This is a genomic window from Pantoea vagans, from assembly GCF_004792415.1.
Lineage (GTDB): Bacteria > Pseudomonadota > Gammaproteobacteria > Enterobacterales > Enterobacteriaceae > Pantoea > Pantoea vagans.
Map to the genome: position 1 here is coordinate 2,844,290 of NZ_CP038853.1, position 13,590 is coordinate 2,857,879.

General features: G+C 58.6%; 15 protein-coding genes and 1 riboswitch. Of the genes, 4 read left to right on the forward strand and 11 right to left on the reverse strand.

What is annotated here, in order from left to right; genetic code table 11:
* Positions 1–10: 10 nt before the first annotated feature.
* The 4 genes from EGO56_RS13390 to EGO56_RS13405 all read right to left on the reverse strand — a co-directional run bounded on the left by EGO56_RS13390 (position 11) and on the right by EGO56_RS13405 (position 4,202).
* Entirely contained in the window at positions 11–1,198 is a 1,188-nt protein-coding gene (locus EGO56_RS13390; protein ID WP_135909658.1) for an MFS transporter, read from the reverse strand.
* 70 nt (positions 1,199–1,268) lie between these two features.
* The gene (gene dusC / locus EGO56_RS13395) at positions 1,269–2,219 is read right to left on the reverse strand and encodes a tRNA dihydrouridine(16) synthase DusC (protein ID WP_135909660.1); all 951 of its coding nucleotides are present in this window, start codon (positions 2,217–2,219) and stop codon (positions 1,269–1,271) included.
* Between the two features lie 2 nt (positions 2,220–2,221).
* Positions 2,222–3,592 (reverse strand): ATP-dependent RNA helicase RhlE, encoded by a 1,371-nt coding sequence (rhlE, locus tag EGO56_RS13400; RefSeq protein WP_110331543.1) that lies wholly within the window; start codon positions 3,590–3,592, stop codon positions 2,222–2,224.
* Between the two features lie 217 nt (positions 3,593–3,809).
* A complete protein-coding gene (locus EGO56_RS13405; RefSeq protein ID WP_031594396.1) occupies positions 3,810–4,202 on the reverse strand; it encodes a YbhQ family protein in 393 nt (130 codons plus the stop codon).
* Between the two features lie 179 nt (positions 4,203–4,381).
* Here EGO56_RS13405 and EGO56_RS13410 point away from each other — a divergent pair, with 179 nt between their 5' ends.
* From EGO56_RS13410 to EGO56_RS13420, 3 genes are read left to right on the forward strand one after another with little or no spacing between them, the layout of a single operon-like run.
* Entirely contained in the window at positions 4,382–5,143 is a 762-nt protein-coding gene (locus EGO56_RS13410) for an endonuclease/exonuclease/phosphatase family protein (protein WP_135909662.1), read from the forward strand.
* Positions 5,140–6,384, forward strand: a complete 1,245-nt coding sequence (clsB, locus tag EGO56_RS13415) for a cardiolipin synthase ClsB (protein WP_135909664.1) — start codon at positions 5,140–5,142, stop codon at positions 6,382–6,384. The genes EGO56_RS13410 and clsB overlap by 4 nt, the downstream gene beginning before the upstream one ends.
* The gene (locus tag EGO56_RS13420; RefSeq protein ID WP_135909666.1) at positions 6,384–7,352 is read left to right on the forward strand and encodes a lysylphosphatidylglycerol synthase domain-containing protein; all 969 of its coding nucleotides are present in this window, start codon (positions 6,384–6,386) and stop codon (positions 7,350–7,352) included. Before clsB ends, EGO56_RS13420 begins: the two co-directional genes overlap by 1 nt.
* A 364-nt stretch (positions 7,353–7,716) precedes the next feature.
* On the opposite strand, the gene EGO56_RS13425 is transcribed toward EGO56_RS13420, so the two are convergent.
* Together EGO56_RS13425 and EGO56_RS13430 are read right to left on the reverse strand one after the other, a co-directional pair.
* Positions 7,717–8,424 carry a Bax inhibitor-1/YccA family protein gene (locus EGO56_RS13425; RefSeq protein WP_135909667.1) on the reverse strand — a complete coding sequence of 236 codons (708 nt, stop codon included), beginning with the start codon at positions 8,422–8,424 and terminating at the stop codon, positions 7,717–7,719.
* A gap of 98 nt (positions 8,425–8,522) precedes the next feature.
* Positions 8,523–9,617 carry a DUF1615 domain-containing protein gene (locus EGO56_RS13430; protein WP_135909669.1) on the reverse strand — a complete coding sequence of 365 codons (1,095 nt, stop codon included), beginning with the start codon at positions 9,615–9,617 and terminating at the stop codon, positions 8,523–8,525.
* A 106-nt stretch (positions 9,618–9,723) separates the two neighbouring features.
* Between EGO56_RS13430 and EGO56_RS13435 the strand changes: the two genes are divergently transcribed.
* Entirely contained in the window at positions 9,724–10,509 is a 786-nt protein-coding gene (locus EGO56_RS13435; RefSeq protein ID WP_107319433.1) for an OBAP family protein, read from the forward strand.
* A gap of 95 nt (positions 10,510–10,604) precedes the next feature.
* Here the strand turns inward: EGO56_RS13435 and moaE are convergent, their stop codons facing one another.
* From moaE to moaA, 5 genes are all read right to left on the reverse strand, one after another.
* Complete coding sequence (gene moaE, locus EGO56_RS13440; RefSeq protein WP_135909671.1) at positions 10,605–11,057, reverse strand: molybdopterin synthase catalytic subunit MoaE; 453 nt, start codon at positions 11,055–11,057, stop codon at positions 10,605–10,607.
* Between the two features lies 1 nt (position 11,058).
* A complete protein-coding gene (gene moaD, locus EGO56_RS13445; RefSeq protein ID WP_013357190.1) occupies positions 11,059–11,304 on the reverse strand; it encodes a molybdopterin synthase sulfur carrier subunit in 246 nt (81 codons plus the stop codon).
* The gene (gene moaC / locus EGO56_RS13450) at positions 11,297–11,782 is read right to left on the reverse strand and encodes a cyclic pyranopterin monophosphate synthase MoaC (RefSeq protein ID WP_135909673.1); all 486 of its coding nucleotides are present in this window, start codon (positions 11,780–11,782) and stop codon (positions 11,297–11,299) included. The genes moaD and moaC overlap by 8 nt, the downstream gene beginning before the upstream one ends.
* A gap of 2 nt (positions 11,783–11,784) precedes the next feature.
* A complete protein-coding gene (moaB, locus tag EGO56_RS13455) occupies positions 11,785–12,300 on the reverse strand; it encodes a molybdenum cofactor biosynthesis protein B (RefSeq protein ID WP_135909675.1) in 516 nt (171 codons plus the stop codon).
* A gap of 14 nt (positions 12,301–12,314) precedes the next feature.
* A complete protein-coding gene (gene moaA / locus EGO56_RS13460) occupies positions 12,315–13,301 on the reverse strand; it encodes a GTP 3',8-cyclase MoaA (RefSeq protein WP_061061958.1) in 987 nt (328 codons plus the stop codon).
* A riboswitch (molybdenum cofactor riboswitch) is annotated at positions 13,291–13,424 on the reverse strand. Its footprint overlaps the gene before it by 11 nt.
* Positions 13,425–13,590: the final 166 nt, after the last annotated feature.

The window sequence follows — 13,590 nt, forward strand, 5'->3', positions numbered from 1 at the left end:
TCACCACCGGTCAGGTGGTGAGCCGTTGCTGCGTATAGAGCCGCAGCGTAATCAGCAGCGCGCCCAGCACCATCATCGCGGCAGCCAGATAGACCGACTGCATCCCCCAGTGCCCGATAAACAAGCCCGCCACCGGGCCGGTTAAGCCGAGTCCCAGATCGAGAAAGGCGGAATAGGTGCCCAGCGCCGAGCCCTGATCCTGACGCTCAACCCTTTTTACCGCCTCAACGCCCAGCGCCGGGAAGACCAGCGAGAAACCGCTGCCGGTGAGGAACGCGCCCGCGCCCACCAGCCAGGCGCTGTCCGCCTGCCAGATTATCAGCAGTCCCAGGCACTCCAGCAGGAAAGAGAACAGCGACACGCGCAGTCCGCCAAAGCGGGTAATGAAGCGACCGAAACCCAGCCGCACCAGCACAAACCCCAGGCTGAACAGCGTCAGCGCATAGGCCGCGCCCTGCCAGTCGCGGCTGGCAAAATAGAGGGTGATAAAGGTGGCGATGACGCCAAAGCCGATGGTGCCGAAGCCCAGCGCCAGGCCATAAAGCCAGACGCGTGAGAAGACGCGATGAAACGGAATGCGCTCGCCCACGCTGACCGTTACCGCCGGTTTGCGGCTGGCCATCAGATAACCGACGACGCCCATCAGCGCAATCAGTCCGGCAAATCCGCTCATACCAAACTGACTGTTCAGCAGCACGCCCAGCGGCGCACCAACAGCCATCGCCAGATAGGTGGCGACACCGTTCCAGGAGATGACGCGCGCGGTCTGCAACGGCCCGACGATATTCATGCCCCACAGCGTGGAGCCAGTGCTGCTGAAGCTTTCGCCCACGCCAAGAAACAGTCGCCCGATAGCCAGCAGCGCCAGACTCAGCCACGGCCAGCTGCTCAGCAGTGCCGCCACGATAGTCAGCACCCCGCTCATGCCACAGCAGAGCAGCCCCAGCATTACCACCCGTTTTGGCCCCAGGCGATCGGCAAGACGGCCCGACTGCGGACGGCTGAGCAGCGTCGCAAAATACTGGATGCTGATAATCAGACCGGCGATAAAGGAGCTGAAGCCAAGCTGATTTTTGACGAAGCCCGGCAGTACGGCCAGCGGCAGTCCGACAGAGAGATAGCAGAAGAAAGTGAAGATGATAACTGAGAGGATTCGTTTGTTGAGCTGACTGTTGCTCAACACAGCGGTGTCAGACATAGCAGGCTTGTGGTGTGGGAAATTTTGCCCACTATACCGTCAGGCTGCTAAGGGGTCGCCTGATTTTTTATCACAAACCATGAACAATTGCGTGACGATCAATCGCCTGCGCAATATCACCTGAGTTTTTTAACGCACGGATTTCACTGAATAAGCCATCGGCTTCGCCATACGCTTTGCGCAGATAACCGAGCCACTGTTTGATCCGCGCTACGTGATAGAGGCCGGTATCGCCCTGCTTCTCCAGCCGGCTGTATTTCTGCAATAACCTCACCACATCGGGCCAGGCCATCGGCGGTTCGTTGTATTTCACTACCCGGCTCAGGTTGGGGATGTTCAGTGCACCACGGCCAATCATCACCGCATCGCAGCCGGTGACCGCCATACAGTTTTGCGCGCTTTGCCAGTCCCATATCTCGCCATTAGCAATCACCGGAATGCGCAGCCGCTGACGAATCTCGCCAATCGCCTGCCAGTTAATCGCTTCTGCGCGATAGCCCTCTTCTTTGGTCCGCCCATGCACCGTCAGCTCGCTGGCACCGGCCTGCTGGACCGCGTCGGCAATCTCCAGGCTACGGGCACTGGAATCCCAGCCGAGCCGTACTTTCACCGTCACCGGCAAATCGGCAGGCACCGCTTCACGCATCGCTTTCGCGCCACGATAAATCAGATCGGGATCTTTCAGAAGGGTTGCGCCGCCTCCGCTGCCGTTGACCAGTTTAGAGGGACAACCACAGTTGAGATCGACACCCCAGGAGCCCAGCTCCACCGCGCGCGCGGCGTTCTCGGCTAACCATTCGGGATGCTGCCCCAGCAGCTGCATCCGCACCCGCGTGCCGGATGGCGTACGGCTGGCGTGATGCAGTTCGGGGCAGAGGCGGTAGAAGGATTTTACCGGCAGCAGTTGATCGACCACGCGCAAAAACTCAGTGATGCAGAGATCGTAGTCGTTCACTTCCGATAGCAGCTGGCGTACCAGTGAATCCAGCACGCCCTCCATCGGAGCCAGTAAAACCCTCATACTCAGACGTTTCCGGTGCGCTTCGGAGCCGGACGACGTGGACGGGCTGCGGGCTTATCGCCCTGAGGCGCAGCCTGGCTCTGACGACGCGCCTGAGGACGTTTGTCGCCGGATGAAGAGGAACGCGATGCGCCTGCACCCTGTCCGCCCTGACCACGACCACGACCGCCGCCACCTGCACCGCCGCGAGACTGCTGCTGACGACCGTTGATGATCGGCTCCGCCTTGATGCTCGGATCCGGCTCATAGCCTTCAATCGCCAGACGCGGGATTTCACGCTTCAGCAGACGTTCGATATCACGCAGCAGTTTGTGCTCATCGACGCAGACCAGCGACAGTGCGACACCGGTTGCAGCCGCACGGCCGGTACGGCCAATACGGTGAACGTAATCTTCAGCGACGTTAGGCAGCTCGTAGTTCACGACGTGTGGCAGCTCTTCGATATCCAGGCCACGGGCCGCGATATCGGTCGCAACCAGCACGCGAATGCCGCCTGACTTAAAGTCGGCCAGCGCACGGGTACGGGCACCCTGGCTTTTGTTGCCGTGGATCGCGGCGGCGGTGATGCCATCTTTGCCCAGCTGCTCGGCAAGGTGGTTAGCGCCGTGTTTGGTACGGGTAAAGACCAGCACCTGCTGCCAGTTACCTTCGCCGATCAGCTGCGACAGCAGTTCCCGCTTACGCTTCTTATCAACGAAATGCACCTGCTGCGCCACCTGCTCAGAAGCGGTGTTGCGGCGAGCCACTTCAATCATTTCCGGGTTGGTCAGCAGTTTTTCCGCCAGGCCTTTGATCTCATCCGAGAAGGTGGCAGAGAACAGCAGGTTCTGACGTTTGGCTGGCAGACGCGCCAGCACGCGACGGATGTCGTGGATAAAGCCCATATCCAGCATACGGTCCGCTTCGTCCAGAACCAGAATTTCGACCTGTGACAGGTCAACGGCATTCTGCTGCGCCAGATCCAGCAGGCGACCTGGCGTGGCCACCAGCACATCGACGCCGCCACGCAGCTTGACCATCTGTGGATTGATGCTGACGCCACCAAACACTACCAGCGAGCGCAGCGAGAGATATTTGCTGTAGTCGCTGACGTTTTCACCGACCTGCGCCGCGAGTTCACGGGTTGGGGTCAGGATCAGGGCGCGCACCGGGCGACGACCGCGCACGGGCGTTGCGGTAGCAGAGAGTTTCTGTAACAACGGTAAGGTAAAGCCGGCCGTTTTGCCGGTGCCGGTCTGGGCACTCGCCAGCAGATCGCGGCCTGCCAGCACCACAGGAATCGCCTGGCGCTGGATAGGTGTAGGTTCGCTGTAGCCTTGTTCGGCAACCGCGCGCAAAATATCGGCACTCAGGCCGAGAGAGTCAAATGACATTACGTGGTTTACTCCGGTCCGCTCTGGCCGTGATTCACGGTGTAGTTTTCAGAGGGATAGTGACGGCAGCTGGGGCTGACGCGTGAAAAGGGCACAAACTACGATGCGTAAGCGGGCGAGTGTAGCAGCTTTAAATGAAGTGTGCGAGATAGCTCACATTTACTGACATAACTTAACTGCGCAGAAACAGGAAGGCCACCTCGCGGTGGCCTTCAACTTAGCTACGTTTATTTTCGATACGCCGCGGTGGCTCTTTCGCCAGCAGCGAAACCAGCGCCGGACCCAGCAACATTACTACGCCGAGACAGGCCAGCAGCAGGTTGTTGTGGTAAATCCGCGACACCAGGAACAGTGTCATCATGGCGGCGCCAAAGTAGTAAGTGGTGGTCGCTTCTTCAAGATAATCGCCGAGCGTGCGTAAACGGGCGATGCGCTGTGTCACCAGCATGGCAACAAAAACCAGTGCGTACATCGCCACCAGCGTGCTGCAGACATCAACCAGCGCCTTGTGTTTCCAGCCCCAGATCAGCGCAGCGATCACCAGCAGATGCATAGCGATATGCAACAACGTCTGACCCGTGATGATTTGAATACGATTAGACCATTTCATTCAATTCTCCTGGCAGACCCAACAGGTCGCCCAAGTGCTACCGGCACAAGCCGGAAACGGTTTCCTCAATGTAAAACAATTTTCGGATAACGCCCTAAATATCGCGCTCTCTCACCACCCATTTGTGACAAAGACTACACTTTGATTCTATTGATGATGAAAAGGAGTGCGTCGCGAGTATGCCACAAAATGCGCAAGGATTTTCAATAAAAGTCCTGACGATCAATACACACAAGGGGTTTGCCCCGTTTAATCGCCGCTTCATCCTGCCGGAATTGCGCGAAGCCGTTCGCGCGACCTCGGCGGATGTGGTCTTTCTCCAGGAGGTAATGGGCACACATGCCATCCACTCCCTTAACCATGAAGAGTGGCCTGAGTCGCCTCATTATGAGTTTCTGGCTGACACCATGTGGAACGATTTCGCCTACGGACGCAATGCGGTCTATCCGGAGGGACATCACGGCAATGCGGTGCTGTCACGCTTCCCGATAACCGAGTATGAGAACCGGGATATCTCGGTAGCAGGCAGTGAAAATCGCGGCATGCTGCACTGTCAGATCGCCCTGCCCGAGCCGCACGGCACGCTGCATGTCATCTGTGTTCACCTGGGTCTGAAAGAGGCGCATCGTCACGCGCAGATGAAGAAGATCTGTGAAATGGTCAACTCGCTGCCACCCGACGCGCCGGTCGTCGTAGCAGGCGATTTCAACGACTGGCAGCGACGCGCTAACGCCATATTAAAACAGGGCGCAGGCCTGAAAGAGGTATTCAGTATGAAGACCGGACGCCCGGCGCGCACCTTCCCGGCGCGCTTCCCACTATTGCGGCTTGATCGCATCTATGTGCGCAACGCCACCGTGAGTCATCCGTGGGCGCTGCCGCGTAAGCCCTGGTCCCATCTTTCCGATCACGCGCCGCTGGCGGTGGAGATTCATCTATGAATTTTAACTGGCAGGAAGGCAACCGACTGCTGTTGCTGGAAAATGGGGAAGCGTTTTTCCCGCGCGTCTTTGGCGCGATTCAGCGGGCAGAACGCTCAGTTTTGATCGAAACCTTTATTCTGTTTGAGGATGACGTCGGCAACGCCCTGCACCGCGAATTGCTGGCAGCGGCCCAGCGCGGCGTGCGGGTCGAAGTGATGGTCGATGGCTACGGCTCCGCTGAACTCTCCGACAAGTTTGTGAACAGCCTGACCAGCGCGGGTGTGCGTTTCATCTATTACGATCCGCGCCCGCTGGTGATGGGGATGCGCACCAACGTCTTCCGCCGTCTGCACCGTAAAACGGTGGTGGTGGATGACGTGGTCGCCTTTGTCGGCGGCATTAACTTCTCGGCTGAACACAACACCGATTATGGCCCGGAGGCGAAGCAGGATTACGCAGTACAGGTCAAAGGCCCGGTCGTGGCCGACATCGCCCGCTATCTGCAACAGGCGATTGGCAGCGAACAGCATACCCGCCGCTGGTGGGGATCGCGTTCTCATCGTCCGGCGGTGAATGCTAAACCCGGCGATGCCCAGGTGCTTTATGTCTATCGCGATAACGACGAGCACCGCGACGACATCGAAGTGCACTATCTGGAGATGCTGCGCGAGGCGAAGCGGGATGTGATTATTGCCAACGCCTACTTCTTCCCGGGCTACCGGCTGCTGCGTGAGATGCGCAATGCCGCACAGCGGGGTGTCCGGGTGCGGCTGATTGTACAGGGCGAGCCGGATATGCCGATTGTGAAAGTGGGCGCAGAGCTGCTTTACAACTATCTGGTCGATGGCGGCGTGGAAGTCTACGAATATATCCGGCGTCCACTACACGGCAAGATCGCTGTCAAAGACGATTACTGGGCCACCGTTGGCTCCAGTAACCTCGATCCGCTCAGCCTCTCTCTGAATCTGGAAGCCAACCTGATCATCCACGATCGCCCATTTAACCAGACGCTGCGCGACAACCTCGAAGCGCTGCTGGCGAATGATTGCCAGCGCGTGCAGGAGGATCGCCTGCCGCCGCGCAACTGGTGGCAACTGAGTAAAAGCGTGGTGGTATTCCATTTCCTGCGTCATTTCCCGGCTATTGCTGGCTGGCTTCCGGCGCATACGCCACTGCTGGCCCAGGTCAGTGCGCCGGTACAGCCTGAAATGGAAACGCAGGATCGCGTTGAAGCTGATAACCCGGGAGCAAAATCCTGATGGTAAAAAAACATCCACGCTGGCAACTGGCGAAAAAAATCCTCACCGTGCTGTTTTTCATCGCGGTGGTGGTACTGCTGGTGGTTTACGCCCGCAAGGTGAACTGGGAAGATGTTTATGACGTCATCGTTAACTACAACCGCTTTGTGGTGCTGACCGCCGCCGGGCTGGTGGTGCTGAGTTACCTGGTTTATGGCTGCTACGACCTGATTGGCCGTGCCTACTGCGGCCATAAGCTGGCGAAGCGGCAGGTGATGCTGGTGTCGTTTATCTGTTACGCCTTTAACCTGACGCTGAGTACTTGGGTGGGCGGCGTCGCGATGCGCTACCGGCTCTACTCCCGGCTGGGCCTCGACAGCGGCACCATCACCCGCATCTTCTCCCTGAGCATCGCCACCAACTGGCTGGGCTATATACTGCTGGCGGGTGTGGTATTCAGTGCGGGCATGGTCTCGATTCCCGGCGGCTGGTTTATCGGTGAGACCACGCTGCGGCTGATTGGCGTGGTTCTGCTGGTGCTGGTGGCGATTTACCTCTGGGCCTGCGCCTTCTCAAAACAGCGTCGCTGGACGATTAAAGGCCAGACGCTGCAGCTGCCTTCACTGCGCATGGCGCTGCTGCAGTTTGCGGTTTCCTGTGCCAACTGGATGGTGATGGGCGCGATTATCTGGCTGCTGCTGGGACGCGACGTGGGCTATCCGATGGTACTGGGCGTCCTGCTGATCAGCAGTATTGCCGGGGTAATCATTCATATTCCGGCGGGCATTGGCGTTCTGGAAGCGGTGTTCCTGGCGCTGCTCAGCGGTCAGCACGCGTCGCATGGCACCATCATTGCGGCGCTGCTGGCGTATCGCGTGCTCTACTTTATCCTGCCGCTGCTGTTAGCGCTGGTGCTCTATCTGGGACTGGAGAGTCGGGCGAAGCATCTGCGTCAGAAGAACGAGCAGAAGTTACAGAAATCGTCATAAAAAAGGGAGGCGCACACAGTGTGCCTCCCCAGACGGCTGACAAACCTAAATCAGGGTGAGTCTGGCAGCAATGAATAAGCTCAATGCGCAGGGAACACGGTCAGAGGAGGAAAGCGTCCCGCGCCACGGACAAAAACGCCGGGAGCGTTTTTGAACAACGCAACGCGTTGGCCCGGTTACGGGCGCACCTCAGGGATGAGGTGCGTAATCGCACGGGCCGGGCATGCCATGGATGGCGGTTTTGCGTCTTTCCGATCTGACCGTGTTCCCTTCGCAGGCTCGGTCTTACCGCTACCGAGCTGGACTTTATCAACAATCTCAGGAGGCGCATACAGTGCGCCTCCCCTGCAATCCCCCCACAGACTTAACGGCGGTTGCCGAAAATCCGCAGCAGCATCAGGAACAGGTTGATGAAGTCGAGATAGAGCGTCAGCGCGCCCATGATTGAATAGCGACGCAGGTTTTCCGTGTCGCGGGCATCAATCTGCTCACCGATGTTTTTCAGCTTCTGCGTGTCATAAGCCGTTAATCCAACAAAGAGCACCACGCCGATATAGGTAATCGCCCACATCAGCGCCGGGCTTTTCAGCCAAAAGTTCACCAGCGACGCCAGCACAATGCCAATCAGCCCCATAAACAGCAGGCTGCCAAACCGGCTCAGATCGCGTTTGGTGGTATAGCCGTAGAAGCTCATTGTACCAAACATCCCCGCCGTGACAAAGAAGGTGCTGGCGATGGAAGAGTAGGTGTAGACCAGGAAGATACTCGCCATGGTCAGGCCGGTCAGTGCCGAATAGAGCATAAACAGCCCGGTTGCAACGGCCCCGCTCAGACGATGCACCATGCCTGACAGGAAGAACACCAGCGCCAGCTGCGCGATAATCAGCCCGAAAAAGGTAATACGATTGGCAAACACCAGCTCCATCACTGCGGGCGTACGCGCCGCAAACCAGGAGACAAATGCGGTCAGTAACAGACCGCAGGTCATCCAGCCATAGACCTGCGCCATATAGGCTTGTAAACCGCGAGATGCGGGTTGAACGATGGAATCATTGCGTGGATATCGGTCCATGATGCACCTCTTGTTGAACGGATGAACAGCTCCCTGCCGGGAGCCATGCCAGATTTAAGTGTGGCACAGCACAGCTCAACTGTGCCACAACATGCCGGTTAACGCCGCGACAGACACTGCTGATAACGACTGTCGACGCGCTGCGCAAACCACGCCGTCGTCAGATTACGGGTAATTTTCGGACTTTCCAGCTTAATGCCCGGCAGCATTTCGCGCGGCAGCTTACGGCCTGCCATTTTATCCGCCAGGGCAAAGACCTGTTTCCAGAGTTCGCTGTCGCTGAACGATTCTTTCTCCCCTTTCTCCAGATCGCGGCGAATGGCGCTGTTGCTCATGTCGATCTGCTTCGAGAGCGTACGCACCGCCAGTTCGGTGCCGCCCGCTGCGTCTGAGCCATAGAGAATCAGATCGCCATCCAGCGCCAGCTTCATGCCGGTGGCTTTTGACACTGCCGCCTGGAACGCCGCATTGCGGCTGGCGTACCAGCCTGCATTGTAGTCGGCAAAGCGATAGAGCGGCTGGCTGTAGTCAGCCGGATAGCCGAGCAGGTGCATGGTGCCGAAGTAGATCCCGCCGTGACGGGTAAAGACTTCGCGCCGGATGGTGCCATCGATCGGCCACGGATAGCCTTTGGCGTGTGCTTCGGCAAACGCAATGCTGACCTGCATCGGCCCGCCGGTGTGGATCGGGTTGAGATTGCCAAACAGCGTCTGGCCCATCGGCACCATGTCGATCAGATCATCGAAGATGGCGCTGAGATCTTTTTCACTGCGCACCTTGTCCAGCCGGGCCGCGTAGCTTTCCCCGGTCGGCGATTTGATCAGCAGCGCGGTGCGCACCAGGAAGGCCGGAACATGCACCTGCGCTGCACGGCGGTTGATCTCGCCCCAGGCGATTTTCGGCAGGCCCGGTACTGCGGCCTCGGCGCTGAAGTTACTCTCCTGATCTGCCACGGCGATCACCGCGCACAGGTTACTGGCGCTGGGGTCGATCTGCTGCGTGCGGAAGGTGGTGTAGATATCGTCGCTCCAGGCCGCTTTATTGCTGACGTGCGACGGCAGCAGCCGCTGGATTTGCGCTTTGACATCTTCAGGCTGCCGTACCGGCGCCTCCGGGGTTTTCTTGCTGCTACAACCCGCCAGCACCAGCGCGGCGACTAGTGTCAGACGTTGCAGAATCGGGGTGGATGACATGCCTGTCCTCAGAATGAACCAAAGCCCTACTCTACCATTGCCAGAGTTTCACAGGCAGGAGAGAACTGAACTAAGGTTACCTTTTTTAACGTTAAAGGAACTTACGATGTTTAAACTCTGGCCTGTTGCGGCGTTCAGCCTGTTATTAACCGGCTGCGGCGCCAGTAATACCCCTGCCCAGGTGCAGTCACCGGGCGCGCCCACCTCCTCCTCGCTTAAGGTGCTGGAGACCGGCGCCAGCGTGATGCAGTCACGTCCGCCTATCGACGCTATCAACACCTATCTCGATGGCTTCCATTTTTATAACGGCGATAAGAACGGTCAGATGGAGGCGCACCACTATGTCACCGTGCTGAACGACGATGTGATGCAGGCGGTGATTTACGACGGCAACACGCGCGACGCGCGGTTGATGGGCGTGGAGTACATTATCAGCGAACGGCTGTTTAAGACCCTGCCGCCCGAAGAGAAGAAACTGTGGCACAGCCATCAGTATGAGGTGAAATCGGGCACGCTGATTGCGCCGGGCTTACCGAAAGTCGCCGACCACGCGCTGATGACCCGCATCGTTAATACCTATGGCAAAACCTGGCACACCTGGCACACCGATCGCGACAAAACGCTGCCGATCGGCATTCCGGCGCTGATGATGGGCTTTACCCAGGATGGTCAGATGGATTCACGGCTGCTGGCGGATCGCGATCGCCGCTTTGACGTGGACAGCAAGCAGATCCGTGCCGATCGGGCGGATATCGTAGCCAATCCGGCGGCTCCAGGTGCTAACGCCTGGGAAAAGGGCCAGGTTATTCAGCTTAAGCGCACCAGCGGTGGTGGTGAGCACAGCCACGGTCAGACCGGGTTTGGTCCGGCGGAGCAGCTGAAACAGCCGTAGGCGTTGTTTAAGCGTGTTAGCGGGCTGTGACGCGGGAGGGATCAGCGGTAACACAGCGGGCGGAGACACCTCTGCCCGCTTGCGCCATTAATGCCTTAGTCCCAGCGCTGGGCCGCCTGATGGTCGCTGTCGCGGGCATCCACCCAGCGATCGCCCTGCTCTGTCGCTTCGCGCTTCCAGAACGGCGCACGAGTTTTCAGGTAATCCATGATGAACTCCGCGGCAGAAAAGGCGCTACCGCGATGGGCGCTGGTGACGCCCACCAGCACGATCTCATCGCCGGGAAACAGCTCGCCGACGCGGTGGATCACCGTGACGCGCTGCAGCGGCCAGCGTTCGCGCGCCGCATCAACAATCTCCTGCAGCGCTTTTTCGGTCATGCCGGGATAGTGCTCCAGCGTCAGCGCCGCCACGTTATCACCCAGATTGTGGTTACGCACTTTGCCGGTAAAAGTCACCACCGCTCCATCTTCATCACAGGCCGCCAGCCAGCGATACGCTTCCGCCATATCAAAGGGTTCGGGGCCGACGCGAATCTGCGTTTCCATCTCAGCCTCCGGTTACGGGCGGGAAAAAGGCCACTTCATCACCGGCGTGCAGCGGGTGACTCATCGGCACCAGCGTCTGGTTGACGGCCGCCAGCAGTTTGCCCGACTCCAGCGCCAGCGCCCAGCGATCGTCGCGTTCGGCCAGCGCAGCGCGCAGCGCCGCCACATCCGGATAGTCAGCGTTAACCTCAAGGGATGCGGTGCCGATCAGCTCACGCACCTGGGCGAAAAACAGCACCTTAATCATGCGTGACCGCCTGAAAATCGCCACTTTTGCCGCCGCTCTTGCTGATTAAGCGCAGCTGATCGATGACGATATCCTTCTGTACGGCTTTGCACATGTCGTAGATGGTCAGCGCGGCTACTGACGCTGCCGTCAGCGCTTCCATCTCGACGCCGGTTTTGCCCGTCAGTCGGCAGAGCGAGGTGATGCGCACCCGGTTATGATCCGGTTCCGCTTCCAGATTCACTTCCACTTTGCTCAGCATCAGCGGATGACAGAGCGGGATCAGCTCCCAGGTGCGTTTTGCTGCCTGGATCCCGGCGATGCGCGCGGTGGCGAAGACATCCCCTTTGTGATGGCTGCCGTCGATAATCATCTGCAGCGTTTCCGGCTGCATCAGCACCAGTACTTCGGCGCGCGCTTCGCGCACGGTTTCAGCCTTGGCGGAAACATCCACCATGTGCGCTTCGCCCGCAGCGTTAATGTGTGTGAGTTGAGACATACTTACCGTTTCTTCAGATGTGAGACAAAATTACAGGGCGCAGTGCGCGCATCAAGCTGGTCAGCGATAATCCGCTCCCAGGCGGTGCGGCAGGCGCTGGTGGAACCCGGCACGGCCAGAATCAGCGTCCCGTTAGCCAGACCGGCAATGGCGCGCGACTGCAGCGTCGAGCCGCCAATCTCCTCATAGGAGATCATCCGGAACAGTTCGCCAAACCCGTCAATCTCGCGGTCAAACAGCGGCAGCAGCGCTTCCGGCGTGCTGTTTTTCAGGTTAAAGCCGGTGCCGCCATTGATGATCACCACCTGGACATCGTCACTGGCTATCCAGCGCGATACGGTGGCGCGAATGCGATAAAGGTTATCCGGCACGATGGCGTGATCGACCACCTCATGGCCCGCTTCCGCCGCCGCCTCGCGCAGATAGTCGCCGGAGGTATCGTTGCTGGCATCGCGACGGTCTGACACCGTCATCACCGCAATCTGCAAGGCCTGAAATTCGCTGGCTGGTTTACCCATACTTCCTCCTGAAATTAGCCGCCAATGTAAGAGAGATTCTGTGTGATGCCGGTGTTGCCCTGATGCAGGAAGTGTGTCTGCTTCTTCTGCCCCAGGCTGCTGGCAATGCGCGCCTGCAGTTCGGCCTGCTGCTCATCGGACGCCAGCAGGTCACGCAGCGGTATGCCGCCGTCACCAAACAGGCACAGGTGAAGGTTACCCTGCGCCGAGACGCGCAGACGGTTGCAGCTGGCACAGAAATCTTTGGCATAAGGCATGATCAGGCCAATCTCGCCGACATAGTCGGGATGATAAAAGACCTGCGCCGGGCCGTCGCTGCGTCCGCTTTCGCGACGCTGCCAGCCCTGGGCAATGAGCTGATCGCGGATCACCATGCCGGAAACGTGCTGATCGCGGAACAGCGTGCCGCCGTCGCCGGTCTCCATCAGTTCGATAAAGCGCAGCTGAATCGGACGGGTGCGGATCCAGTCGAGGAAGGTGGCCAGATTACGGCTGTTGAGATCGCGCATCAGCACGCTGTTGACTTTGACCTGACGAAAACCGGCGTCCAGCGCCGCGTCGATGCCGCTCATCACCTGATGGAATTTATCCTGACCGGTAATAGCGTGAAACTGACGGGCATCCAGGCTGTCGACGCTGACATTGAGTGCGGTCAGACCCGCGTCGCGCCACTGCTTCACGTCGCGCGCCAGCCGGTAGCCGTTAGTGGTGACCGCGATCTGGCGGATAGAGGCGTTTTCACGCACTGCCGCAATGATGTCGGTGAAATCACGGCGCAGCGACGGCTCACCGCCGGTCAGCCGCACTTTTTCGGTTCCGGCTGCAGCGAAAGCCCGCGTGACGCGGCGGATTTCATCCAGAGAGAGAAAGCTTTTGTTACGAATTCCCTGCGGTTTGTAGCCGTCAGGAAGACAATAGGTACAGCGGAAATTACAGACATCCGTGACCGACAGGCGCAGGTAATAGAACTTACGCGCGTATGCATCAGTAAATTGTGACACCAGAACACCTTTCCAGATTGGGAGATGCAGTCATTTCTTCCTGCACCCTGGCAGCTCAATGGCTACGGCCTGAACCCCCTATCCGCAGACTTAGGCATTCAGGCTTGAGTGTACGCTGACCCGTTGATCAGCGCGGTAAACATGATGGTAGCGTGAATTTCGTCACTCTTCCATTTGCTCTTTTCGCTATATATTCTTATACATATCGAATTTTCACCGCATTTTCGCGACAGGATACGTTAAAATACGATCCAGATTTTGACGCAAGTCATCCGCGCGGGATTAGCGT

Coding starts and splice junctions, on each gene's coding strand:
- moaC (WP_135909673.1), bottom strand. CDS start 11,782: ATGTCTCAACTCACACACATTAACGCTGCGGGCGAAGCGCACATGGTG.
- EGO56_RS13435 (WP_107319433.1), top strand. CDS start 9,724: ATGTTTAAACTCTGGCCTGTTGCGGCGTTCAGCCTGTTATTAACCGGC.
- rhlE (WP_110331543.1), bottom strand. CDS start 3,592: ATGTCATTTGACTCTCTCGGCCTGAGTGCCGATATTTTGCGCGCGGTT.
- dusC (WP_135909660.1), bottom strand. CDS start 2,219: ATGAGGGTTTTACTGGCTCCGATGGAGGGCGTGCTGGATTCACTGGTA.
- EGO56_RS13410 (WP_135909662.1), top strand. CDS start 4,382: ATGCCACAAAATGCGCAAGGATTTTCAATAAAAGTCCTGACGATCAAT.
- EGO56_RS13420 (WP_135909666.1), top strand. CDS start 6,384: ATGGTAAAAAAACATCCACGCTGGCAACTGGCGAAAAAAATCCTCACC.
- EGO56_RS13425 (WP_135909667.1), bottom strand. CDS start 8,424: ATGGACCGATATCCACGCAATGATTCCATCGTTCAACCCGCATCTCGC.
- moaE (WP_135909671.1), bottom strand. CDS start 11,057: ATGGAAACGCAGATTCGCGTCGGCCCCGAACCCTTTGATATGGCGGAA.
- EGO56_RS13405 (WP_031594396.1), bottom strand. CDS start 4,202: ATGAAATGGTCTAATCGTATTCAAATCATCACGGGTCAGACGTTGTTG.
- EGO56_RS13430 (WP_135909669.1), bottom strand. CDS start 9,617: ATGTCATCCACCCCGATTCTGCAACGTCTGACACTAGTCGCCGCGCTG.
- EGO56_RS13390 (WP_135909658.1), bottom strand. CDS start 1,198: ATGTCTGACACCGCTGTGTTGAGCAACAGTCAGCTCAACAAACGAATC.
- moaB (WP_135909675.1), bottom strand. CDS start 12,300: ATGGGTAAACCAGCCAGCGAATTTCAGGCCTTGCAGATTGCGGTGATG.
- moaD (WP_013357190.1), bottom strand. CDS start 11,304: ATGATTAAGGTGCTGTTTTTCGCCCAGGTGCGTGAGCTGATCGGCACC.
- clsB (WP_135909664.1), top strand. CDS start 5,140: ATGAATTTTAACTGGCAGGAAGGCAACCGACTGCTGTTGCTGGAAAAT.